This is a genomic window from Streptomyces sp. NPDC033174 (assembly GCF_055577795.1).
This window is the reverse complement of sequence record NZ_JBVIPQ010000005.1, coordinates 475,421-498,414: the sequence shown is the minus strand read 5'-3', so window position 1 is coordinate 498,414 and position 22,994 is coordinate 475,421. Positions and strand designations below refer to the sequence as shown.

Sequence of the window (22,994 nt, the reverse complement as noted above, 5' to 3'; positions counted from 1 at the left end):
AGCCGGCCGCCCGCGCCACCCGTTCCACCGCGCCGCTGACGCGAACGCCCCGCGTGGACCTCCTACGCGGGGCGTGGCGCGGCGAGCCGGTCAGGCGGGGGTGACGTTCTCCGCCTGCGGCCCCTTCGGGCCCTGAACGACATCGAACTGGACCTGCTGGCCCTCGTTCAGTTCGCGGTACCCGGTGGTGGCGATGGCCGAGTAGTGGACGAACACGTCCGGGCCGCCACCGTCCTGGGCGATGAAGCCGAAGCCCTTCTCCGCGTTGAACCACTTCACTGTGCCGGTAGCCATGCTGATCTCCTTCTTGGGACGGGAGCGAGTCCCGCTTCGTGCGTTTCCGATCCGATCGTCATGGCCTCCAGGGTCCGGGTGCTGCAGACACTCCCATGGTGTCTCAACACGAGTGATACCTGAAGATTCAGGACACCCTTCCGGGCACTCTCCCGGGCATCCGGAAGCGGCCCTCGCCGGGCGGCGCCGACGGGTCAGCCGAGGTGGCCCGCGAACGTCTCGTACGCCTTCTCGTCGAAGAGCACGAACCGCACATCGGTGACGGACGGCGGCGCCGCGTCACGGACCGTACGGACGGCGATCCGCGCGCCGTCGTCCATGGGCCAGCCGTAGATCCCGGTCGAGATCGCCGGGAAGGCGACGGACGTGGCGCCCAGCTCACCCGCCACGCGCAGTGATTCGCGGTAGCAGGACGCCAGCAGGTCCGAGCGGTCCTCGGTGGTGCTGTGGACCGGACCGACGGTGTGGATCACCCACTGGGCGTGGAGGCGGCCCGCGGTGGTGGCGACGGCCCGGCCGGTCGCCAGACCGCGTCCGTAGTGGGAGGCGCGGAGCCTGCGGCAGTCGGCGAGGATCTCGGGGCCCCCTCGGCGGTGGATCGCGCCGTCGACGCCGCCGCCACCGAGCAGCGAGGAGTTCGCGGCGTTGACGATGGCGTCGACGCGCTGGTCGGTGATGTCACCGCGGACCAGGGTGATCGTGGGCGTGGTCATCGCCTGCCTCCGTCGGTGGCGCGCAGATGGCGCCACACCGCCTTCGCCGCGTTGTGGCCGGACATGCCGTGCACGCCGGGGCCGGGCGGGGTCGCCGAGGAGCAGAGGAAGACCGCCGGGTGCGGGGTGTTGTACGGGAAGAGCGAGATCCGGGGGCGCAGGATCAGCTGGAGGCCGGTCGCCGCGCCGCAGGCGATGTCACCGCCCACGTAGTTGGCGTTGCGCGCGGCCAGCTCGGGCGGGCCGGCGGTGGCGCGGGCCAGCACGCGGTCCCGGAAGCCGGGGGCGAACCGCTCGATCTGCCGCTCGATGGCCTCGGTGAGGTCGCCGTTCCAGGCGTGCGGGACATGCCCGTACGCCCAGAACACGTGCTTCCCCTCGGGGGCGCGGGACGGGTCCACGAGGCTGGGCTGAGCGGCGATCAGGAAGGGCGTCCTGGGCGGCGTCCCGCTGGACGCCTGGTCCAGGGCGGCGCCGATCTCGGCGCTCGTGGGGCCGATCTGCACGGTCCCGGCGTGACGGGGCTCCTCGGCGGTCCACGGCACCGGGCCGTCCAGGGCGTAGTCGATCTTGAAGACGCTCGCGCCGTAGCGGTACCGGTCGTAGGCCCCGCCGAAGCCGGCGATCCGCGCGAGAGCGGTCGGGGAGGTGTCGAAAACGTACGCACGGGCGGGCGGAAGGTCGTCGAGGCGCTTCACCTCGAAGTCGGTGTGGACGACGCCGCCGAGGTCCTTCAGGTACGCGGCGAGGGCGTCGGAGACGGACTGTGAGCCGCCGCGCGGCATGGGCCAGCCGCCGGCGTGGGCCGCCAGCGCGAACATGAGTCCCACGGCGCCGGTGGCGAGACCGTTCAGCGGTGCGATGACATGCGCGACGAGCCCCGCGAACAGGGCCCGCGCCCTCTCGTCCCGGAACCGGCGCATCAGCCAGCCGTACGGGGGCAGTCCGTCGATGCCGAACCGGGCCAGGGTGACCGGGTCACGGGGCAGCGCGGTGAGCGGCAGCGACATGAAGTCCCGGGCGAGGGTGTCCCACTTGCCGAGATACGGGGCCACGAGGCGCCGGTACGCGCCCGCGTCGCGCGGCCCGAACGAGGCCGCCGTCTCGGCGACGGAGCGCGAGAGCACGGCGGCGGTCCCGTCGTCGAAGGGGTGCGCCATGGGCAGTCGCGCGTGCAGCCACTCCAGGCCGTACCGGTCGAGCGGCAGCGCCTTGAACGCGGGCGAGCCGACACCGAGGGGATGGACCGCGGAACAAGGGTCGTGGCGGAAGCCGGGCAGCGTCAGCTCCTCGGTCCTGGCGCCGCCGCCCACGGTGTCCCGCGCCTCGAACACGGCGACGGAGAACCCTCGGCGGGCCAGTTCGACGGCGGCGGTGAGTCCATTGGGCCCCGCCCCCACGACGACGGCATCGAACATCGACGGCACCTTCGGACTCCTTCGTCAGCCGACGGCCAGGGTTCCCAGGATATTCCGCCGGGGAGGCGGTACCCGTCACCCCGTCAGCAGTTCGCGGACGCGCCTCATCGTGGAGGCGTCGCGCGCCGCCGTGAACGGCAGGGTGTTGCCGCCCGTGACGCGGAAGGGCACGCCCGCGACCGTGCTCTGCGCGCCCCCGGCCTCCTCGACCAGGAGCAGGCCCGCCGCGTGGTCCCAGGCGTACTCCCAGGAGAACGCGACCGCGTCCAGCGCGCCCCGGGCCACGCTCAGGTACTCCAGGCCCGCCGAGCCGCAGGGGCGGGCCCGGACGCCGTCGACGTTCAGCCCCAGCAGTGCCCGCTTCTGGTCGGGGGTGGTGTAGTCGGGATGGGACATCGCGACCTCCAGGACCGCGCCGGGGGCCGGCGCCCCGGCCCGTATCGGCTCGCCGTTCAGCCGCGCCCCTCCGCCGCGTATCGCGATCGCCATCTCCTCCAGCGCGGGCGCGTACGTCCAGGAGGCCAGCATCTCGCCGCCCTGCGCGAGCGCCACGAGCGAGCAGAAGCCCGGCTCGCCGTGGACGAACTGCCGGGTGCCGTCGACCGGGTCGACGATCCAGACGGGGGCCTCCCCGCCCAGCGCCGCGTAGACCGCCGGGTCGGCGTGGACGGCCTCCTCGCCGACCACCACGGAGCCCGGGAGCAGCGCGGTGAGTGAGGCGGTCAGATGCTCCTCGGCAGCGCGGTCGGCGACCGTCACCAGGTCGTGCGGGCCGTTCTTCTCGACGATCTCGTGCGCGGCGAGCTGCCGGTATCGCGGCATGATCTCGGCGGCGGCCGCCTTGCGGACCGCCTCCTCGACGTCGGACAGATCACCGGCAAGGAAGTCTTCGATCATGCGTCCAGCTAAGCACGGACCGCTGACAACGCGGGGTGCGTTGGGTTCCCCGGTCCGTAACTCCCCCGTCGCCCGGTGTTCCGGTCAGCGGCCGTTGGAGGAGAAGTGCTGATAGTCGGGCGCGGGCCAGCGGCCGCCCCACAGCCAGTCGATCGCGGCGAACGCCGTGGTGATCACGTCCCCGGGCTGGGTCATGCCCATGACGTCCTGGTCCCGTTCCAGATACCGCTCGCCGGCGGCGGGATGCACCTTCCCGTTCAGATCGACGTACGGGTTCTCCAGCGGGTTGATGTCGATGGCGTCGCCGTACGCGTGCTGGGAGATGCGGCGCGGATCGCCGGTCACCTGACGGCAGTTGAAGGCGGAGGTGTTGTCGGCGGCCATCGAGGCGGGGTCGCTGCTGCCGTACTCCGCGACGACCTTCATCCGGCGGATGGGGAAGTGCTCGGCGAAGGCCTTGTCGAAGACGGAGAGGACGGGTGTCACCACGTTCTTGTGGACGATCAGCTCGCCGCGGTGGACGGCGCCGTCGAAGCCCCAGTGGTTCATGGAGATCAGTCGGAGATCACCCGGCGGGACGGGGCAGCCCGGGCGGTAGGACGACCCGAGCTTCGCCGCGGGAACCGCGCCGGCGAGGGCGTCGAGACCGGGTGCGCGGGCCTCGGCCGCCGCGGGGCGGGCGAGGGCGGAGACCAGCGCCAGGGGCAGGGCCAGAGCTGCCGCGACACCTCGGAGGTCGTGCTGCACCTTTTCACACTAGATCCAGATGCCGGACCTGGCCCCTCGTCGTCAGCCACGCCGCCCCGCCCTCGGTGTACGGGTGGACGGAGACCCTGCCCCGATGCGGTTTGATGCCGACGAGATGGGTCCAGGCGGCGGGAATGCGGATGGAGCCGGCGCCGTCCGAGCCGAGCGCGGCGGGCACGAGCCCGGCCGCGACGGCGGCGGCCGAACCGCCCGAGGAGCCGCCCGGGGTGTGTTCGACGGACCAGGGGTTGCGGGTGGCGCCGAAGGCGGGGCCCTCGGTGAACGGCCACTGGCCGAGCTCGCACGAGTTGGTCCTGCCCACGACGACGGCTCCCGCCGCGCGCAGCCGGCGGAACACCTCGCCGTCGGCGGCGGCCGGTGGAAGGTCTCCGGCGCAGCCGAAGGCGGTGGGCAGACCGGCCACATCGGTGTCGTCCTTGACGGCGACGGGCACGCCGAGCAGCGGCAGCCTCTCCCCCGCCGCCAGCCTCCGGTCGGCCTCCTCGGCCTCCCGCGTGGCCTCCTCGGCGCGTACGAGCCGGAAGGCGTTGAGAGTGGTCCGGGTGGCCTCGATCCGGTGGAGCGACGCGGCGACGAGGGCGGCGGACGAGACCTCTCCGTCAGCCAACCTCCTTGCCTGCTCGGCCAGTCCCATGAACTCGTCGTCGGCCACGGCCGCCCCGCTTCCCTGTCGTCGCCACGAACGACAGGGACATTACTCGTGCGTAACCTCGCTGCCAGCCGATCGGCCGACGGCCGTCAGCGCCACGTACAGCACCAGCGACGCCGCGAGTCCCACGGCCCAGCCGTAGTCGGCGAGCGGCTTCAGGAACGGAACGAGCCCCTCGGCGGGGAAGGGTCCCTTGCCCGGTGCCGAGTGCGAGCCACCGATGGCGAGGACACCGCCCACCGCGAAGGCGGCGACCGCGCGCGGGTTCCAGCCGCCCACGTACCAGTAGCGGCCCCCGGCCCGGTAGAGGTCCCCCAGGTCGAGGGCGGTCCGGCGGACGATCCAGTAGTCGGCGATGAGAATGCCGGCGACCGTGCCGAGCAGTCCGCCGACCAGTCCGAGCCAGGTGAAGATGTACAGCTCGGGTGTCTGCGTCAGCTTCCACGGCATTATCAGCACACCCACGACACCCGTGATGAGCGCGCCCCTGCGGAAGTTGACGATCTTCGGCGCGAGGTTGGCGAGGTCGTACGCGGGAGAGACGACGTTCGCCGCGATGTTCACCGAGATCGTCGCGACGAGCACGGTCACCAGCGCGAAGAGCAGCCCGAAGACGTTGTCGGTCTTCGCGGCCAGCTGGACCGGGTCCCAGACCGCCGCCCCGTACACCGCCTGCGAGCCCGAGGTCACGAAGACCGAGAGCAGGGCGAAGAGCGTCATCGTGGTGGGCAACCCGAGGGTCTGCCCCCAGATCTGCGCCCGCTGCCCGGCCCCGAAGCGGGTGAAGTCGGGGATGTTGAGCGAGAGCGTCGACCAGAAGGCGATCATTCCCATCAGCGAGGGGAAGAAGACCGGCCAGAAGTCGGCGCCCCAGCCCAGCTTCGACGGCTGGTCGAGCAGCGGCCCGAGACCGCCCGCCTTGACCGCGATCCACACCAGCAGGGCCAGCGCGCCGACGATGACGAAGGGCGCGGCCCAGTTCTCGAAGCGCCGCAGCGCCTCCATCCCCCGGTAGATGATGGCCAGTTCGAGCACCCAGAAGATCAGGAAGCACAGCCACAGGGTCCACGGCTGACCGCCGATCCGCGAGACCTCCGCCCAGCCGCCGAAGATCTTGCCCAGCAGCACGAAGATGCCCTGCCCGCCGATCCAGGTCTGGATGCCGAACCACGCGCAGGCCACACCGGCCCGGATCAGCGCCGGCAGATTGGCGCCGCGCAGCCCGAACGACGCCCGGGCCAGGACGGGGAACGGAATGCCGTACTTGGGGCCCGCGTGGCCGGTGAGCAGCATCGGCACCAGGACGACGACATTGGCCAGGCCGATGGTGAACACCGCCTGTTTCCAGTCCATGCCCAGGGCGACGAGCCCCGAGGCGAGCAGCCAGGACGGGATGTTGTGGGCCATGCCGACCCAGAGCGCGGCGAAGTTGTACGTGGTCCAGCGGCGGCGGGCCACCGGCACGGGCAGCAGGTCGTCGTTCACGAAGCGGCTGTCGGCCGGCGCCGCGCCGGGGACGAGCTCGACGCGGCCCTGCGGGTCGGACACCTGGGAGGGGCCCGGTGGGACGGTGGTGTTCATGACGGCGGAACCCTTCGTTCGGGGACGGAACGAGGCCGTGCGGGCAGGGGGTTCGGCGTGGGGGGTTGGGCGTGGCAGGTCCGGCGTGGGGGGGGCGTTGCTGGTGGGACCGGAGCTGCTGGGGTGGGAGAGCAGCGGATTTGCCGGGCCGGGGCCCTGGCCCCGGGGGTTCAGCGGTTGAGCGCAGGGATGATCTCTTCGCCGTACGCGTCGATCACGGCCTCCCGTGCGTCGTGCATGGCGTACACCGCGAACTGGTCGACGCCCATCTCCCGCAGCGCCTTCAGCCGCTCGATGTGCGCGGCGGGCGGCCCCAGCAGGCAGAAGCGGTCGACGATCTCGTCGGGCACGAAGCTCGTGGACGGGTTGTCGGCGCGGCCGTGGTGGCTGTAGTCGTACCCCTCGCGGGCCTTGATGTACGCGGTGAGGGCCTCGGGCACCAGCCCGGAGTGCTCGCCGTACCGGGAGACGAGGTCCGCGACGTGGTTGCCGACCATTCCGCCGAACCACCGGCACTGTTCGCGGGCGTGCGCGAGGTCGTCGCCGACGTACGCGGGCGCGGCGACGCAGATGGTGATCGAGTCGGGGTCCCGCCCGGCGTCGGCCGCCGCGGACCGTACGGCCTTGACCATCCACTCCGTCAGGAAGGGGTCGGCGAGCTGGAGGATGAACCCGTCGGCCTTCTGCCCGGCCAGCGCCAGTGCCTTGGGCCCGTAGGCCGCCATCCACACCGGCAGCTTTCCGTCCCTCACCCAGGGCAGCCGCAGGGGCTGCCCGTCGACGACGGCCTCGCGGCCCTCGGCGAGGTCGCGGATGACGCCGATCGCCTCGCCGAGCCGGGCCAGGGTGTTGGGCTTGCGGCCGGCGACGCGCATCGCGGAGTCGCCCCGGCCGATCCCGCACACCGTCCGGTTGCCGTACATGTCGTTGAGGGTGGCGAAGGTGGAGGCGGTGACCTCCCAGGTCCTGGTGCCCGGGTTGGTGACCATCGGGCCGATGGTCATCTTCGTGGTGTGTTCCAGGATCCGGCTGTAGATGACGAAGGGTTCCTGCCAGAGCACGGCCGAGTCGAAGGTCCAGCCGTAGCGGAAGCCGTTGCGTTCCGCGCGCCGCATCAGACCGACGACCGCCGAGGCCGGCGGGTCGGTCTGCAGGACGAGTCCGAAGTCCACGTCGGGGACCTCCTAGTTCAGATACTGGCAGGTGGCACGGGGGGTGAAGCAGCCATGGCCGGCGCGTCCGGTGAACTGCCGCCGGTCGATGACGGTTTCGCCGCGCGAGAGGACCGTCTCCACCTGGCCGGTGACGGTCTTGCCCTCGTACGCCGAGTAGTCGACGTTCATGTGGTGGGTGGTGGCCGAGAGGGTCTGCTGGACATGAGGGTCGTAGATGACGACGTCGGCGTCGGCGCCGGGCGCGATCGTGCCCTTCTTCGGGTAGAGGCCGAACATCCGGGCCGGGGTGGCGCAGGCGATCTCGATCCAGCGGCGGCGGCCGATGTGGCCGTCGACGACGGCCTGGTGGAGCAGGTCCATCCGGTTCTCGACGCCCGGCAGACCGTTGGGGATCTTCGAGAAGTCGCCGCGGCCGAGCTCCTTCTGGCCCGTGAAGCAGAAGGGGCAGTGGTCGGTGGAGACGACCTGGAGGTCGTTGGTGCGCAGGCCGCGCCAGAGCGCCGCCTGGTGCTCCCTCGGCCGCAGGGGTGTCGAGCAGACGTACTTGGCGCCTTCGAAGTCGGGCTCCGCGAGGTTGTCGGTGGAGAGGAAGAGGTACTGGGGGCAGGTCTCGCCGAAGACGGGAAGGCCCTTGTCGCGGGCCGCGGCGAGTTCGGCGACGGCCTCCTCCGCCGACACGTGCACGACGTAGAGGGGCGCCCCGGCGACCCGGGCGAGCTGGATGGCTCGGTGGGTGGCCTCGGCCTCCAGGAGGACCTTGCGCACCTCGCCGTGGAAGCGGGGGTCGGTCTCGCCGCGAGCCAGGGCCTGTTCGACGAGGACGTCGATGGCGATGCCGTTCTCGGCGTGCATCATGATGAGCCCGCCGTTGGACGCGGACCGCTGCATGGCGCGCAGGATCCGGCCGTCGTCGCTGTAGAAGACGCCGGGGTAGGCCATGAAGAGCTTGAAGGAGGTGATGCCCTCCTGGACCAGCAGGTCCATCTCCTTGAGCGAGGACTCGTTCACGTCGGAGAGGATCATGTGGAAGCCGTAGTCGATGGCGCAGTTGCCGTCGGCCTTGGCGTACCAGGCGTCGAGCCCTTCGCGCACGGAGTGGCCGACGCTCTGCACGGCGAAGTCGACGATGGTGGTGGTGCCGCCCCAGGCGGCGGCGCGGGTCCCGGTCTCGAACGTGTCGGACGCGGCGGTGCCGCCGAAGGGCAGCTCCATATGGGTGTGGGCGTCGACGCCGCCCGGGATGACGTACTTGTCGGTGGCGTCGATGGTCCGGTCCGCGGTCCAGGAGGCGGCGGCGTCGGAGCCGTGCGCGGCGAGGGCGGCGATCCGGCCTTCCTCGATGAGGACGTCGGCGTGGAGTTCGTCCGCGGCGGTGATGACGAGACCGCCGCGGATCAGGGTGCGGGTGCTCACGGGTCTCCCCCTGGATTGAGGCGAACTAGACGGTCCACAGGGCTCGTTCGAGGATCGCGGCGCCCTCTTCGGCCTCGGCGACGGTGAGCGAGAGGGGCGGGGCGATCCGCAGGGCGGTGGTGCTGTGGCCGCCTCCCTTGCCGATGAGCAGGCCGCCTTCGCGGGCCGCCTCCAGGACCGCGGCGGCGGCCTCGGGATGGGGCTCGTCGGTGCCGGGCTTCACCAGCTCCATGCCGATCATCAGTCCACGGCCGCGCACTTCCCGTACGCATTCGACCCCGGCGCCGATGGCACGCAGCCGCTCGATGAGCAGACCCCCGACGCGGCGGGCGTTGCCCTGGAGGTCGTGCTCGAGGAGGTACGAGAGGTTGGCGAGACCGGCGGCCATGGTGACCGGGGAGCCGCCGAACGTGGAGATGGAGTTGGCGTCGAGACAGTTCATGAGTTCGGCGCGGGCGACGACCCCGCCGATGGACATGCCGTTGCCGATGCCCTTGGCGAAGGTGAGGATGTCGGGCGGGCCGCTCGCGGCGTGCGCCTGCCAGCCCCAGAAGTGGTCGCCGGTGCGGCCCCAGCCCGTCTGCACCTCGTCGGCGATCCACAGGATGCCGTGGCGCTGGAGGACCTCGCGGAAGGCCGCGTAGAGACCGTCCGGCGGGGAGGTGAAACCGCCGACGCCCTGGATGGGCTCGGCGATCAGCGCGGCGATGTCACGGGTGTGGCCGAGCAGGTCCTCCAGGTCCGCGACGCACGCCTCGATGAACCGGGCGTCCGAGAGGTGCGCGTACGGGCCCCGGGTGCGGACACCGCCGTGGACGTACAGCGTCTGGAGCGGGGAAAGGCTCGTCGGGGACCAGGCGCGGTTGCCGGTGATGCCGACCGCGCTGAAGGAACGGCCGTGGTAGCTGTTGCGCATCGCCAGGATCTGGTTGGAGCGGCGGTACGCGGTCGCGAGGAGGAGCGCCGTGTCGTTGGCCTCGGTGCCCGAGGTGGTGAAGAAGACGCGGGCGTCCGGGATGCGGGAGAGGGTCGCGACGCGCTCGGCGAGTTCGACCATCGGGCGGTTGAGGTAGAGCGTGGAGGAGTGGATGATCCGCCCGGCCTGGTCGCTCACCGCCTTGGTGACCTCGGGCAGGGCGTGGGCGGTCATCGTGGTGAGGATGCCGCCGAAGAAGTCGAGGTACTTGTTGCCGTCGGCGTCCCAGACGTGGCGGCCCTCGCCGTGGGTGATCTCGATGGGCTGCTTGTAGTAGAGGGCGACCCAGTCGGGGAGGACGGCGCGGTGGCGGTCGTAGAGGGCGGCGCCTGTGTCGGGCGGGGGCAGAGGTGTCACGGCTGCACCAGCCCGTCGTAGGCGTCGGGGCGGCGGTCCCGGTAGAAGGCCCACTGCCGGCGCACGTCCTCGATGAGGTCGAAGTCGAGGTCGCGGACGAGGAGTTCCTCCGCCTTGTCGGAGGCCACGTCGCCGACGAACTGGCCGCGCGGGTCGACGAAGTAGCTCGTGCCGTAGAAGTCGTTGTCGCCGTACTCCTCCTGGCCGACGCGGTTGATCGCGGCGACGAAGTACTCGTTGGCGACGGCGGCGGCCGGCTGCTCCAGCTGCCAGAGGTGGCCGGAGAGTCCACGGGAGGTCGCGGAGGGGTTGTAGACCAACTGCGCCCCGTTGAGGCCCAGTTGGCGCCAGCCCTCCGGGAAGTGGCGGTCGTAGCAGATGTAGACGCCCACCTTGCCGACGGCGGTGTCGAAGACGGGCCAGCCCGCGTTGCCCGGCCTGAAGTAGTACTTCTCCCAGAAGCCCCTCACCTGGGGGATGTGGTGCTTGCGGTACTTGCCGAGGTAGGTGCCGTCGGCGTCGATCACGGCCGCGGTGTTGTAGTAGAAGCCCGCGTCCTCGACCTCGAAGACGGGGACGACGATCACCATGCCGGTCTCGCGGGCGAGCTCCCTCATGCGGCTGACGGTCGGGCCGTCGGGAACGGGCTCGGCCCAGCGGTAGTGCTCCGGCTCCTGCACCTGGCAGAAGTACGGCGCGTTGAACACCTCTTGGAAACCGATGACCTTGGCGCCCTGGCGGGCCGCCTCGCGGGCGTGCTCCTCATGCTTGGCGATCATGGATTCGGTGTCGCCGGTCCAGGTCGCCTGGACGAGGGCGGCGCGTACGACAGTGGCCATGAGCTGCTCCTTCGGCACGGCGTCAGAGAGCCTCTACGCACGTAGACGCGGTGCGTAGGAGGAGAACGTAAGCCCCGTCACAACGCGGAGCAAGACCGCCGCCGTGAACCAGCGGAGTCGATCATGTTTCATACCCGAGTGGTCCACATCGGACACATAAGGCAACCCTCAGTAGCCTCCGTGAGGCCCTGCGTAACCCTCAGGCGGAGAGAAGTCCCGCGACGCGCAGTGCGTGAACGAGGTCCCGCTCGCGCGGCGGGGACACCTCACGGGCGGCGTCGAGCAGTTGCGGGACGAGACGGTGGGGGTCGGCGGCGGCGAGCCGGGCGCTGTCCTCGGGCGTACGCGTCCGCACGAAGGCCGAAAGCAGACCGCGGGCCTCACGCTCCCGGCCCCCCGCGGCCAGGGCCAGGACGGCTTCGGCGATCTCCTCGGCGGTCCGGGCGATGCCCTGGCGCAGCAACTGCCCGGCGTCGTCGGCCCGTCCCGCGTCGGCGAGCGCCCCGGCGACGGCGGCGAGCCGCTCGGGCGGCAGCGAGGCCGCCTCCCACAGCAGGGTGCCCCAGTCCGCGCCGAGCCCGGCGCGGTGCAGCTCGTGGGCGAGCGCCGGAAGGGACAGGGGGTCCCCGGCGGCGGCCTCGCAGAGCACCGCGTGCGCCTCCCCGCCGCGCCCCTCGGCCCGCAGCTGTACGAGCGTGCCGACGATCGTCGCCGCGGCGCGACGGGCGGCGGCCGGGTCGGGGGCGGGAGCGGGGGCCTGCGGCGCCACCTGCGCGCCGCCTCCGAACCGCGCCCCCTTCGGTGCCACCCCTGCCACCGCCGTCCCGGGCGCCCCCTGGGGCACGGGTACGGCCCCCTGGTCGTCCCCTTCCTCGAGCCATGCGTACCGAGCCCCCCGGGGCCGCCGCTTGGCGCTGACGCGGCGACGGGGTCCGCGCTCACTCGGGCTGCCGGGGGCGGGCTCGTCACCGGAGGCGGGCGTCGCCCGCGCGAAGCCGCCGCTCCCCGAGCCGTCCGGACGGAACCGGTCCGCGGGCGGGGTGCGCTCGGGCCGACCGGGCGCCGACCGCCCCGGCGGGGCGTACCCGTCCTCGGGCACCGCGCCGGACGCGGCCCGCCCGGGAGCCTCCACCCCCTCGCCGCAATGCTCCGCCGGCCGGGGCCACCCGCCGTCGGCCACAGAGCCCTCCCCCGGCAGCGCCGTCAAGCGCTCCCGCAGCTCCTCGACGCGGGCGCTCGCGCGGGCCCCGTCGTCGTGGGCCCAGGCCAGGTCATGGGTCAGCCGCGTGGCCCCGGCGCCGGCCGGCGCCACCGCCAGCAGGGCGGTCAGCTCCTCGGCCCGGGACGCCGCGCGCGCCCGCTCCCGTTCCATCAGATCCAGCCGTTCACGCAGCGCCTCGCGACCACCCGGGCGACGGTCGTGGGCCGCGGCCGCCGCCGTGTGGAGGGTACGGGCCCGGGCCGCCCAGGCCTCCGCGGCCGGCGTGCCCCGTCTTTCCGCGAGGTCCTGCAGCAGCGCCTCGACGACGTCCCACGGAAGGATCTCGGCCCCCTCGAAGCAGGCCCGCAGCCCGTGCGGATCACGGGCCGCGAAGACTCCGTACCAGCCGCCTCCCGGGTCCAGCAGGCTCGCCAGTTCTCGCAGACAGCGCGCGAACGCGTCCATCTCCGACGGGAGTTGATGCTCCGCCATCCCTGCCCCTGCCCCGCTCGACTGGAGTCTTCCGGTCCGCAGGCATTCGACCCCAGGCGTGTTACGCCACGGCTACAGGGAGTTTTCGTCTCAGAACTTCACGGCGATCCCGGTGTGCGGCCGGGCCCCGCGCCGTGCGATCGCCGCCGGCACGTCGACGAGCCAGAACTGCCAGGTGTACTTGCGGGCCAGCAGCCGCCGCACGGCCCTCATCTCTGAGCCCTCCATCAGCCGCGCGGTGCCCTCGGCGCTCGGCGCGCCCTCCGCTGTGCGGCCGCGCACGTCGCAGGGGGTGACGACGACGCGCGGGTCGTTGCGCAGCCGCTTGACCTTCCAGGAGTCGGACCGGGTCCACACGATCAGACGGTCGGCCTCACCGCCGTCGCCCTCCACCGCGAACCACACGGGCGTGGCGACCGGCGTCCCGTTCTTGCGGAAGGTCGTGAGACTGACATAGCGGCCGCGCCGCAGCTCCTCGGGAATCACGCCTCGTACACCGCCCTGGCCTCGACGATCTGCGAGACGTGGGCGCGGGCCCAGTCGCAGGCGGTGTCCAGCGGACCGAGCAGGGAGCGGCCGAGTTCGGTGAGCGCGTACTCGACCCGTGGCGGGTTCTCGTCGTGGACGGTCCGGGTGAGGAACCCGTTGCGCTCCATCGAGCGGAGCGTCTCGGTGAGGACCTTGGGGGTGATCCAGTGCAGCGGGACGCGCAGCTCGGAGAACCGGCGGGGGCCGCCCTCCAGGACGCGCAGCACCATCCCGGTCCACTTGTCGCCGACCCGGAACGGCTGTGCCCGGTCCGCGCAGTCGGGGTCGTCGAACATTCCCTCGTCCAAGAACTCGCTCATCCGTCCGACGCTAGCCCAGTACCGTTGAAGTAACCAGGCACCCCCGTTCTAACTTCCCTCCATGAGCAACGACATCATCATTTTCGGAGCGGGTGGACGGGTCGGCCGGGCGGCCGTGGCGGAGGCGGTGGCCCGTGGCCACCGGGTGACGGCGGTGGTCCGCGACTCCGCCAAGCACCAGGATCTGGGCGGCGACCGCGTCAGGGTCCTACGGGGGGACGTGACCGATCCGGCGTCGGTGGCGGCACTGGCAGCGGGCCACGGCGCGGCGCTGAACGCGTCGGCGCGGCTCGACATCCCGTCGGAGGAGTACTTCACGGCGGCGGCCAAGGCCCTGATGGAGGGGCTGGCGCAGGCGGGCGTCCGGCGGCTGCTGACGCTGGGCATCGCGACGACGCTGGAGACGGCGCCGGGCGTGCGGATCATGGACGCGCCGGACTTCCCCGAGGCGTGGCGGTCGTTCGCCCAGGGCCATGTCGCGGAGTTCGAGCTGCTGGGCACGGCGGGGCCGGAGCTCGACTGGCTGATGGTCGTGCCGCCGCTGGACCTCAACGCGGAGGCCGAGCCCACCGGCGCCTACCGGACGGCGATCGGGACGGTCCTGGACGGCCAGGGCCGGATCGGGCACGCGGACCTCGCCGTGGCTCTGCTGGACGAGATCGAGACACCGCGCCACAGCCGCGTCCAGTTGGCCGTCTCGGTCTAGAACATCGGTCCGGGTTCGGCCGTCCCGGGTCTAGACGGGCTGGAGGGCAGCCCGTACGAGGAGTTCGTCCAGGGACAGCCCCAGTACCCCCGCCACCGCCGCGACGGTGAAGAAGGCGGGGGTCGGGGCGCGGCCGGTCTCGATCTTGCGGAGGGTCTCGGCGGAGAGCCCGGCGGCCGCGGCGACCTCCACCATGCTCCGCCTACCGCGCGCCTCGCGCAGCAACCGGCCGAGCCGCTCGCCGCGTTCGCGCTCTTCGGGGGTCAGGGGCGTACGAACCATGCCGTCATTCTAATACCGCTCACCCCTTCCTGGACCGGTATAGTAATTGGCATGGTGGAAATCAAGACCGACGCCGCCCTGGACGCCATGCGGGCCTCCGGACGGATCGTCGCCCATGCCCTCGCCGCCGCCCGTGACGCGGCGGCTCCCGGTGTTCCTCTGCGCGCCCTCGACGAGGCGGCCCGTGGCGTCCTGCGTGAGGCGGGCGCGGGCTCGCCCTTCCTCGACTACCACCCGGAGTGGGCCCCGGTCCCGTTCCCCGCGGTCGTCTGCGTCTCCGTCAACGACGCGATCGTGCACGGCATCCCGGACGACCTCCGGCTCGGCGACGGCGACCTGGTCAGCGTCGACTGCGGCGCCGTCCTCGACGGCTGGGTCGGCGACGCGGCCATCAGTTTCACGGTGGGCCGCGCCCGCCCCGAGGACACCCGGCTGATCGACACCGCCCGCGCCGCCCTGGAGGCGGGCATCGCCGCAGCCGTCGTCGGCAACCGGATCGGCGACATCGCCCACGCCGTCGGGCGGGTCTGCCGCACCGCCGGGTACGGCATCCCCGACGGCTACGGCGGTCACGGCGTGGGCCGCACGATGCACGAGGACCCGGGCGTGCCCAACGAGGGCCGCCCGGGCCGCGGGATGCCGCTGCGCCACGGCATGGTGCTGGCCATCGAGCCGATGCTGATCGCGGGCGGCGGCGACGACCACTACACGGCCCGCGACGGCTGGACGGTCCGTACGCTCGACGGCAGTCGCGCGGCCCACACCGAGCACACGGTGGCGATCACCCACGACGGCCCCCGCATCCTCACCGCCCCGTAACGGCCTCCGCTACGGCCGGCCCGCCGGGTGCACCACCATCGCCGAGCCGCCGCCCCTGCGCACCTTCTCCGCCGCCGCGAGCCAGCGACCGTCGGGCAGGCGCTGGACGCCTGTCGCCGCGCCGATCTCCGGGTTCTGCCTGAAGGCGTGACCCAAGGACTCCAGCTCCTGCTTCAACGGACTGTTCCAGAGGCCCGGTTCGAGCTCCGTGGTGGTCTGGTTGCGCTGGCTGGCGCGGGGCGCGGCGATCGCCTCGACCAGGGGCAGTCCCCGGTCCAGGTGGCCCGTCAGGGTCTGGAGCACGGTGGTGATGATGGTCGAGCCGCCCGGGGAGCCGAGCGCCAGGACCGGCTTCGCGTGCGCGTCGAGGACGATGGTCGGGGACATCGAGGAGCGCGGGCGCTTGCCCGGGCCCGGCAGGTTCGGGTCGTGGACCGCCGGGTCGGCGGGGGCGAAGGAGAAGTCGGTGAGCTCGTTGTTGAGCAGGAAGCCCCGGCCCGGGACGGTGATCCCGCTGCCACCGGTCGACTCGATCGTCAGCGTGTAGGCGACGACGTTGCCCCACCGGTCGGCGGCCGTCAGATGTGTGGTGTTCTCGCCCTCGTAAGTGGTCGGGGCGCCCCTGCCGCCGGCCGCGCACCGGTCGGGGTGGCGCGGGTCGCCCGGGGCCAGCGGGCTGGTCAGCGCCTTGTCGTCACGGATCAGGCACTCCCGCGCGTCGGCGAACCGCTGCGAGAGCAGTTCCCTCGTGGGGACGTCCTCGAAGGCCGGGTCGCCGACCCAGCGCCCGCGGTCCGCGAAGGCGATCCGGCTCGCCTCGATGTAGCGGTGCAGGTACTGGGCGTTCGACGCATTGGACAGGCGGGTGCGCTCCAGGATGTTGAGGGCCTCGCCGACGCTGGTGCCGCCGGACGACGAGGGGGCCATGCCGTAGACGTCCAGACCCCGGTACGAGACCCGGGTCGGCGCCTGTCGCTTGGTGCGGTAGGCGGCGAGGTCCCGCTCCGTGAGGTCCCCCGCCCGTACGATCCGGGTCGCCCCGTCCCGTACCGGAGGCCTGCGCACGGTGTCGACGATGTCGCGCGCCAGGTCGCCCCGGTAGAGCGCGCCGGCGCCGGACGTGCCGAGCGTGCGGTAGGTGCGGGCGAGATCGGGGTTCTTGAACACCGATCCGACCACCGGCAGTTGTCCGCCCGGAAGGAACAGCTCCGCCGTGTCGGGGAAGTCCCGGAAGCGCGCCTCGTTGGCCTGGGTCTGCGCACGGAAGGTGGCGTCGACGGTGAAGCCGTTCTCGGCCAGTCGCTCGGCGGGCTTCAGCAGCTGCCGCAGCGGCCGGGTGCCCCAGGCGTCGAGCGCGCTCTGCCAGGTGGCCGGGGTGCCGGGGGTGCCCACACCGAGCCCGCTGGTCTGGCCCTCCTCGAACGGGATCGCCTTGCCGTTCTCCTGGAAGAGCGTCGCGTCCGCCGTGCGCGGCGCGGTCTCCCGGCCGTCGATGGTGTGGACCTTGCGCGTCCTCGCGTCGTAGTAGACGAAGTAGCCGCCACCGCCGATGCCCGCCGAGTACGGCTCGGTGACCCCGAGGGCCGCCGCCGTGGCGACCGCCGCGTCCACGGCGTTGCCGCCACGCCGCAGCACCTCGATACCGGCGGCCGACGCGTCCGCGTCCACGCTCGCGACCGCTCCTCCGTAGCCGGCCGCCACCGGTTCCTTGACGGGTGGTTCCGTGGCCGCCGGCGGGGCCGCGGCGCCCACCGAGAGCACCGTCGCGGCGACGGCGAGAACCGACACATTCCGAGCAGCGGAACGACGCATCCGTACCTCCAGTCAACGACCGTCCGCGCAGCCTAACTTCAGCCCGGGGCGCTCGTCAGGACCGCCTCGAACACCGGTCCGTTCGCCCGCTACCATGCGCGCCCATGAACGAAGACCTGCGCAATGTCGTCCTCGGGGTGCTGGCCACCGGCGTCAGCGCCTCCCTCGGCTGGCTGACGCGCACCTACCTCTGGCGCCGCAGACTCCGCCGCAAGCAGGCCTTCTTCGGACTGCCCCCGAACTCGGAGTGTCTGCTCGTCGTCAACCGCAAGGCCGGCAGCGACGGCCTGGTGCACCGCTTCGACGTGTTCGCGCTGCTGGAACTCTCCGCGCTCATCAAGGACTGCGGGGCGAACGCCCAGATCGTCCAGCACGACCTGGCGCAGCAGGGCTTCGGCGACCGTACGGAGTTCTGCGTCGGCGGCCCGTACTCCAATCGCCGCATGGCCGCGCACCTCTCGTCCTTCCTCCCCGGTCTGGAGGTGAACGTGGAGGTGGAGCCGGGCCCCGACCAGGGCTCGTTCCTGATCGGCTCCGAGCGTTACCGGATGGACCGGGGAGTGGCGGAGCATGTGATCCTGGCGCGGCTGACCGGCGGCGAGGGCGGCCGTCCCGTCTTCCTCTTCTGCGGGCAGCGCGCGATCACCAATCAGGCGGCGAGCCGGTATCTGGCCCGCCACCACGAGAAGCTGGCCCGGAAGTACGGCAACGGTTCCTTCGTACTGCTGCTGAAGGTCGTCAATTCGCAGGCGTACGGCCCGGATGTGGTGGAACTGGTCGCGGATGTCACCACGGCGGCCCGGACTCCCGCGGCAGCACCGGCAGGGACTTGACGCCGTGGATGAAGTTGGAGACGAGCCGGCGGGGCGGCCCGGCGAGCGTCAGACCCGGCAGGGCGTCCCGGACCTCCTCGTACAGCACCCGTAGCTGAAGCCGGGCGAAGTGCGCGCCGAGGCAGACGTGCGGGCCGTCGCCGAAGGAGACGTGCGGGTTGGGGGTACGGCCGAGGTCCAGCGTGTACGGGTCGGTGAAGGCGCGCTCGTCGTAGTTGGCGGAGGCATGGAAGACGACGACCTTGTCGCCCGCGGCGATGCGCCGGCCGGCGAGTTCGGTGGCGCGGGTGGCGGTGCGGCGGAAGGAGAGGACGGGCGGGTGCCAGCGCAGCAGTTCCTCGACGGCGGTGTCGACGGCCACCTCGCGCTCCCAGAGCCTGCGCCGCTGGCCGGGGTGTTCGGCCAGGGCGAGCAGCCCTCCGGGAGCGGCGCTGCGTACGGTGTCGTTTCCCGCGACGGTGAGCAGGAAGAAGAACATCTCCAGTTCGGCGTCGAGCAGTTCGGAGCCGGCCAGCGCGGTCATGATGTCGTCGCCGGGACGGGTCCGTTTGTGGGCGGCCAGTTCCTGGGCGTACGCGAACATCTCGGCCAGCATCGCCGGTGAGCGGGGGTTGACCGGCCGGCCGTCGTCGCCGAGGACGGCCGGCTCGTCCGGGTCCTGGTAGGCGATGACCCGCTCGGTCCACGCGAGGAGCAGTCCCCGGTCGCTCGCCGGGATGCCGAGCAGGTCGGTCAGATTGAGCAGGGCGTAGTCGTCGGTGACGGCGGTGACCAGGTCCACCTCGGGCCCCCGCTCATGGAGCGCGGTGAGCAGCTCGCGGGCGCGGACCCGGGCGGTGGCGGCGAAGCGTTCGATGCGGCCCGGTGTGAAGGCGCGGCTGACCAGGCGGCGCAGCCGGCCGTGACCGGGAGGGTCCTGGTTGAGCATCATCCGCCGGATGAACGGCAGATCGGCCGGGTCGGGGTCCCGGATCTGGGTGGCGCCGAGGTGTGACGAGTAGGTCGCGGAGTCCTTGAGGACGCGTACGACGTCGGCATGGCGGGTGACGGCCCAGAAGCCCGGCCCCGCGGGCCAGCCCAGGACTTCGTACTCCTCCTGCCAGGCCACGGGGTGCCGGTCGCGCAGCTCACGGAAGGCGGGGTGCGGCAGCCCGGCCGCATAGATCCGGGGATCGAAGACATCGGGCACGTCCGCGCCGGACAGGTCCGCCATGTCAGTACTGCCCGGGGCTCGGCACGGGATGCCCGGTCCGGTCCTCGACCGGCACGCCGTCGGGGGCGTGCGCGCGCAGCGCCGCCAGGCACTCGTCCGGGTCGATGTCGAAGATCTGGCCCTCGAAGCACAGGCCCCGCCGGCCGGGCCGGCCGAGAACGGGAGCGACCTCGCGGTACATGGACACCGGGCGGGCGGCGCGGGGCAGCCGCCCCTCGGAGGGGCGCAGGTCGACGACGACGAACTGCCGGACCTTGCCGCCGGTCCTCATCGCGACCGCCGCGGCGCCGGTGACGGCCGTCCACGGCACGGTCCGCGCCGGCCAGGTGGGCAGGTGGACCGTCAGCCCGTCGGGGCCGATGTCGAGCCGCAGGGGGCGCACCACATACCCGGCGTAGGTGCAGGCGATGCCGGCGATCACGACGCCGACGGCGGCCACCACCAGGGCGGCCAGGGTGCCGTTGGGCCCGGTCGAGGCCGCCGCGACGGCGATGGCCCAGGCGACCGTGACGACGACCGCCGCCACGGGCACTAGTTCCACACCGCGGCGCAGCCGCAGGGTCAGCCGTACCGATTCCTTGGACGTACCGGTCGAGTTGTCCACGCCCCGAGGCTAGGGAGTGGGGCCCGCGCGCGCCACTGTCGGACTTGTCACGGAGAAGCGGTCGAAAATCCCTCGGCTTCCCGCAACCTTCCTCACCCGTTCGGCCTCTCCTTGTGCGACAGAGAACGATTCGGAGGTTGTTCCCCTTGAGCCGTACACGCCCGCGCACCTCTCCGCGTACCGCCGCGACGGCCCTTACCGCGCTCCTCGCCGCGGCCCTGACCGCTTGCGGTGGTGGCGGGGCCGGTTCCGGCGGCGCAGTCCCGGACGCGAAGCCGGAGACGAGGATCTCGGTGAACCTCTCGGGCAAGGGCGCCAGGGCGGGCGAGCCGGTGACGGTGACGCTGGCCGAGGGCCGGCTCCAGCAGGTGACGGTGGTGGACTCGCAGGGCGGAAGGCTGGACGGGAAGGTCTCGGCCGACGGCAGGACCTGGACCTCGCTGCGCAGGGCGGCGCCCGGTACCGGTTACACGGTCGAGGCCAGGGACGACAAGGGCGGCACGGCCACGGCGGACTTCGCGACGGCCGCACCCGACAAGGTGAACAAGCTGACGCTCGCCCCGGGCAAGAACACCACGGTCGGGATCGCCCAGCCGCTGTCGATCGTCTTCGACCACCCGGTGAGGAACAGGGCCGACGTGGAGAAGCAGCTGAAGGTCACCACCTCCGACCACACGGTCGGCTCCTGGGGCTGGATGCGGGACTGGTCGGGCAAGGACCGCGTGGACTGGCGGCCCAAGGAGTACTGGAAGTCCGGCACGAAGGTCACGCTGAGGGCCGAGCTGAACGGCGTCGACTCGGGCGGCGGCTGGTTCGTCCGTGACTACACGACAGGCTTCACCATCGGGAAGAACCAGGTCGTCAAGGTCGATCTGGACAGCCACCGGCTGACGCTGCTGCGGGACGGCGAGGAGATCAGGCACGTACCGGTGTCGGGCGGCACGCCCGGCGGCGACAAGGCGTCCTGGCGCGGAAGGACCGTTCTCATGTCGAAGGAGGGCACGATCAACATGCGCTCCGAGACGGTGGGCCTGGGCGACGCCTACGACAAGATGGTCGACTACTCGATGCGGCTGACCTGGTCCGGGATGTACGCCCACGCGGCGCCCTGGAACTCCGCCTACTTCGGCAGCGCCAACAAGAGCTCCGGCTGCGTCGGCATGAGCGATGCGAACGCGAAGTGGATCTACGACCAGGTGCAGCCGGGCGATCCGTTCGAGATCACCGGCGAGGAGACCAAGGGCACGCAGGCGCTCAACAACGGATACGGCGAGTGGAACCTGCCCTGGGCCGAGTGGCAGACGAAGAGCGCACTGAAGGGATCAAGCCACTGACACGCCGTCCAATAATCGTTACCTGGGCGTAACTTACTGGGGAGTTACCTTCAGTAAGCCCATGAGGTTACCGTCGGGTCACTTTGCAGTGACACGAGTGAGGAGTGACCCGTGGGACACCCGCGCAAGGCCCTGCGTACGGCATCGATCGGCACCGTCTCGGCCGCCCTGGTGGCCGGCACGGCCCTCGGCCTCGCCCCGGGCGCCCAGGCGGCCGACTCGGCGGCCGCCCCGGGCGTACGGTTCGTCGACATCACCGGTGACGGCGGGACCGTACTGAAGGTCAACGTGGTCACTCCGGCCGGCGCCGACGGCAGCCGTACGTATCCGGTCATCGTGCTGCCGACCAGTTGGGCGATGCCCCAGATCGAGTACCTCGCCCAGGCGAGAAGACTCGCCGACTCCGGCTATGTCGTGGTGAGTTACAACTCGCGCGGCTTCTGGCAGTCCGGTGGGGAGATCGAGGTCGCCGGACCGCCGGACATCGCGGACGTCTCCAAGGTCATCGACTGGGCCCTCGCCAACACCCCGGCGGACCCCTCGAAGGTCGGCATGGCGGGCGTCTCCTACGGCGCCGGCATCAGCCTGCTCGCCTCCGCGTACGACAAGCGGATCAAAGCCGTGGTGGCGATGAGCGGCTGGGCCGATCTCGTCGACTCGATCTACAGCGGCCGCACCCAGCACCTCCAGGCGACCGCGATGCTCGGCGGCGCCGGCTACCTCACCGGCCGACCGAGCGCCGAACTCCAGCAGATCCTGGGCAACTTCCTCTCCTCGAACCTCGACAAGGAGGGGGAGATGATCGCGTGGGGCAAGAAGCGCTCCCCCGCCTTCCAGCTGGACCGGATCAACGCCAACGGCGCCGCGATCATGCTCGGCAACGCCTGGGGCGACACGATCTTCCCGCCCAACCAGTACGCCTCGTTCTACGAGAAGCTCACCGGCCCCAAGCGGCTGGAGTTCCGGCCCGGCGACCACGCCACCGCCGAGGCCACGGGTCTGCTGGGGCTCCCCAACGACACCTGGACCAATGCCCACCGGTGGTTCGACCACTATCTCAAGGGCGCCGACAACGGCGTCGACCGCGAGCAGCCCGTGCAGCTCAAGTCCCGTTCCACCGACGGGTACGAGGGCTACCCGGACTGGAAGTCGGTCGGCGCCAACGAGCGGAAGATCGCCCTCGGCGGGTCCCAGAAGATCTACGCGAACATCGACTCGGGGGCCGACGGCGGAGTCATCTTCCTCTCCAGCATCCTCGACCAGTTCCTGAGAACTCCTCCGGTCGCGTCGATCCCGCTGCTGCCGCGCTCCTTCGCCGCCGTGTGGCAGTCCGAGCGCTACGACACCGTCCAGCGGGTGCGCGGCACCACCCGGGTGCACACCACCGTGACCCCGACCAAGGAGAGCGGCACCCTCGTCGCCTACCTCTACGACGTGGGCCCGCTCGGCCTCGGCAAGCTGGTCAGCAACGCGCCGTACACCTTCCACGACAAGGCGCCGGGGACGCCGTTCGCCGTCGACCTTGATCTCTTCTCCACCGCCTACGACGTCCCGGCAGGACACCGGCTGGCCCTGGTCGTCGACACCGTCGACCCGCTGTACATCGAGCACAACCCGACCGGCGCGCAGCTGACCTTCTCCTCGCCGCCGTCCGACCCGTCCTACGTGTCGGTCCCACTGCGCGAGAAGTGATCACCGGCTGCTGCCGGGCGGGCTTGGCCCTGCGAGCTACTGCCCTATGCCCTTGGGGGCGCGGGGGGACCCCCCGGC

The 22,994-nt window shown here is 71.8% G+C and carries 22 protein-coding genes and 1 pseudogene; 5 read left to right on the top strand and 18 right to left on the bottom strand.

Annotation, left to right across the window (positions count from 1 at the left end):
• Positions 1 to 90: 90 nt before the first annotated feature.
• From ACZ5VC_RS19095 to ACZ5VC_RS19030, 14 genes and pseudogenes are all read right to left on the bottom strand, one after another.
• Positions 91 to 294 carry a cold-shock protein gene (locus tag ACZ5VC_RS19095; protein ID WP_468703848.1) on the bottom strand — a complete coding sequence of 68 codons (204 nt, stop codon included), beginning with the start codon at positions 292 to 294 and terminating at the stop codon, positions 91 to 93.
• A gap of 194 nt (positions 295 to 488) precedes the next feature.
• The gene (locus ACZ5VC_RS19090; protein ID WP_469121179.1) at positions 489 to 1,007 is read right to left on the bottom strand and encodes an O-acetyl-ADP-ribose deacetylase; all 519 of its coding nucleotides are present in this window, start codon (positions 1,005 to 1,007) and stop codon (positions 489 to 491) included.
• Positions 1,004 to 2,434: a phytoene desaturase family protein gene (locus ACZ5VC_RS19085; protein WP_469121178.1), complete on the bottom strand. Its 1,431-nt coding sequence runs from the start codon at positions 2,432 to 2,434 to the stop codon at positions 1,004 to 1,006. Before ACZ5VC_RS19085 ends, ACZ5VC_RS19090 begins: the two co-directional genes overlap by 4 nt.
• Positions 2,435 to 2,500: 66 nt before the next feature.
• On the bottom strand, positions 2,501 to 3,322 hold the full coding sequence (locus tag ACZ5VC_RS19080) for an inositol monophosphatase family protein (protein WP_469121177.1): 822 nt from the start codon (positions 3,320 to 3,322) through the stop codon (positions 2,501 to 2,503).
• 84 nt (positions 3,323 to 3,406) lie between these two features.
• Entirely contained in the window at positions 3,407 to 4,069 is a 663-nt protein-coding gene (locus ACZ5VC_RS19075; protein ID WP_469121176.1) for a M15 family metallopeptidase, read from the bottom strand.
• A gap of 61 nt (positions 4,070 to 4,130) precedes the next feature.
• A pseudogene (locus tag ACZ5VC_RS19070) lies at positions 4,131 to 4,724 on the bottom strand (amidase family protein); the annotation flags it as partial.
• A gap of 60 nt (positions 4,725 to 4,784) precedes the next feature.
• The gene (locus tag ACZ5VC_RS19065; RefSeq protein ID WP_469121175.1) at positions 4,785 to 6,320 is read right to left on the bottom strand and encodes an NCS1 family nucleobase:cation symporter-1; all 1,536 of its coding nucleotides are present in this window, start codon (positions 6,318 to 6,320) and stop codon (positions 4,785 to 4,787) included.
• Between the two features lie 170 nt (positions 6,321 to 6,490).
• The gene (locus tag ACZ5VC_RS19060; RefSeq protein ID WP_469121174.1) at positions 6,491 to 7,492 is read right to left on the bottom strand and encodes a TIGR03842 family LLM class F420-dependent oxidoreductase; all 1,002 of its coding nucleotides are present in this window, start codon (positions 7,490 to 7,492) and stop codon (positions 6,491 to 6,493) included.
• 12 nt (positions 7,493 to 7,504) lie between these two features.
• Positions 7,505 to 8,908, bottom strand: coding sequence for a dihydropyrimidinase (gene hydA / locus ACZ5VC_RS19055; RefSeq protein ID WP_469121173.1), 1,404 nt, complete (start codon positions 8,906 to 8,908; stop codon positions 7,505 to 7,507).
• Positions 8,909 to 8,933: 25 nt separating this feature from the next.
• A complete protein-coding gene (locus tag ACZ5VC_RS19050) occupies positions 8,934 to 10,241 on the bottom strand; it encodes an aspartate aminotransferase family protein (protein WP_469121172.1) in 1,308 nt (435 codons plus the stop codon).
• On the bottom strand, positions 10,238 to 11,080 hold the full coding sequence (locus tag ACZ5VC_RS19045; protein WP_469121171.1) for a nitrilase-related carbon-nitrogen hydrolase: 843 nt from the start codon (positions 11,078 to 11,080) through the stop codon (positions 10,238 to 10,240). The genes ACZ5VC_RS19050 and ACZ5VC_RS19045 overlap by 4 nt, the downstream gene beginning before the upstream one ends.
• A 199-nt stretch (positions 11,081 to 11,279) precedes the next feature.
• Positions 11,280 to 12,773, bottom strand: a complete 1,494-nt coding sequence (locus ACZ5VC_RS19040) for a UL36 very large tegument protein (RefSeq protein ID WP_469121170.1) — start codon at positions 12,771 to 12,773, stop codon at positions 11,280 to 11,282.
• A 90-nt stretch (positions 12,774 to 12,863) separates the two neighbouring features.
• A complete protein-coding gene (locus tag ACZ5VC_RS19035) occupies positions 12,864 to 13,259 on the bottom strand; it encodes a PPOX class F420-dependent oxidoreductase (protein WP_469121169.1) in 396 nt (131 codons plus the stop codon).
• Complete coding sequence (locus tag ACZ5VC_RS19030; protein WP_469121168.1) at positions 13,256 to 13,621, bottom strand: winged helix-turn-helix transcriptional regulator; 366 nt, start codon at positions 13,619 to 13,621, stop codon at positions 13,256 to 13,258. The genes ACZ5VC_RS19035 and ACZ5VC_RS19030 overlap by 4 nt, the downstream gene beginning before the upstream one ends.
• 61 nt (positions 13,622 to 13,682) lie before the next feature.
• Between ACZ5VC_RS19030 and ACZ5VC_RS19025 the strand changes: the two genes are divergently transcribed.
• Entirely contained in the window at positions 13,683 to 14,327 is a 645-nt protein-coding gene (locus ACZ5VC_RS19025; RefSeq protein WP_469121167.1) for an NAD(P)-dependent oxidoreductase, read from the top strand.
• Between the two features lie 30 nt (positions 14,328 to 14,357).
• On the opposite strand, the gene ACZ5VC_RS19020 is transcribed toward ACZ5VC_RS19025, so the two are convergent.
• The gene (locus ACZ5VC_RS19020) at positions 14,358 to 14,609 is read right to left on the bottom strand and encodes a helix-turn-helix domain-containing protein (protein ID WP_469121166.1); all 252 of its coding nucleotides are present in this window, start codon (positions 14,607 to 14,609) and stop codon (positions 14,358 to 14,360) included.
• 51 nt (positions 14,610 to 14,660) lie between these two features.
• Between ACZ5VC_RS19020 and map the strand changes: the two genes are divergently transcribed.
• On the top strand, positions 14,661 to 15,428 hold the full coding sequence (gene map / locus ACZ5VC_RS19015; protein WP_469121165.1) for a type I methionyl aminopeptidase: 768 nt from the start codon (positions 14,661 to 14,663) through the stop codon (positions 15,426 to 15,428).
• 9 nt (positions 15,429 to 15,437) lie between these two features.
• Here the strand turns inward: map and ggt are convergent, their stop codons facing one another.
• The gene (ggt, locus tag ACZ5VC_RS19010) at positions 15,438 to 17,240 is read right to left on the bottom strand and encodes a gamma-glutamyltransferase (protein WP_469121164.1); all 1,803 of its coding nucleotides are present in this window, start codon (positions 17,238 to 17,240) and stop codon (positions 15,438 to 15,440) included.
• Positions 17,241 to 17,344: 104 nt separating this feature from the next.
• Between ggt and ACZ5VC_RS19005 the strand changes: the two genes are divergently transcribed.
• Complete coding sequence (locus ACZ5VC_RS19005) at positions 17,345 to 18,073, top strand: hypothetical protein (protein ID WP_469121163.1); 729 nt, start codon at positions 17,345 to 17,347, stop codon at positions 18,071 to 18,073.
• On the opposite strand, the gene ACZ5VC_RS19000 is transcribed toward ACZ5VC_RS19005, so the two are convergent.
• Both ACZ5VC_RS19000 and ACZ5VC_RS18995 read right to left on the bottom strand, forming a co-directional pair.
• Positions 18,027 to 19,286, bottom strand: a complete 1,260-nt coding sequence (locus ACZ5VC_RS19000) for a cytochrome P450 (protein WP_469121162.1) — start codon at positions 19,284 to 19,286, stop codon at positions 18,027 to 18,029. The two genes, ACZ5VC_RS19005 and ACZ5VC_RS19000, sit on opposite strands and share 47 nt — an antisense overlap.
• 1 nt (position 19,287) lies before the next feature.
• Positions 19,288 to 19,890 carry a hypothetical protein gene (locus ACZ5VC_RS18995; protein ID WP_469121161.1) on the bottom strand — a complete coding sequence of 201 codons (603 nt, stop codon included), beginning with the start codon at positions 19,888 to 19,890 and terminating at the stop codon, positions 19,288 to 19,290.
• A 146-nt stretch (positions 19,891 to 20,036) separates the two neighbouring features.
• Between ACZ5VC_RS18995 and ACZ5VC_RS18990 the strand changes: the two genes are divergently transcribed.
• Positions 20,037 to 21,224, top strand: a complete 1,188-nt coding sequence (locus tag ACZ5VC_RS18990) for a L,D-transpeptidase (protein WP_469121160.1) — start codon at positions 20,037 to 20,039, stop codon at positions 21,222 to 21,224.
• A gap of 111 nt (positions 21,225 to 21,335) precedes the next feature.
• A complete protein-coding gene (locus ACZ5VC_RS18985; RefSeq protein ID WP_469121159.1) occupies positions 21,336 to 22,916 on the top strand; it encodes a CocE/NonD family hydrolase in 1,581 nt (526 codons plus the stop codon).
• The last annotated feature ends 78 nt before the right edge of the window (positions 22,917 to 22,994 follow it).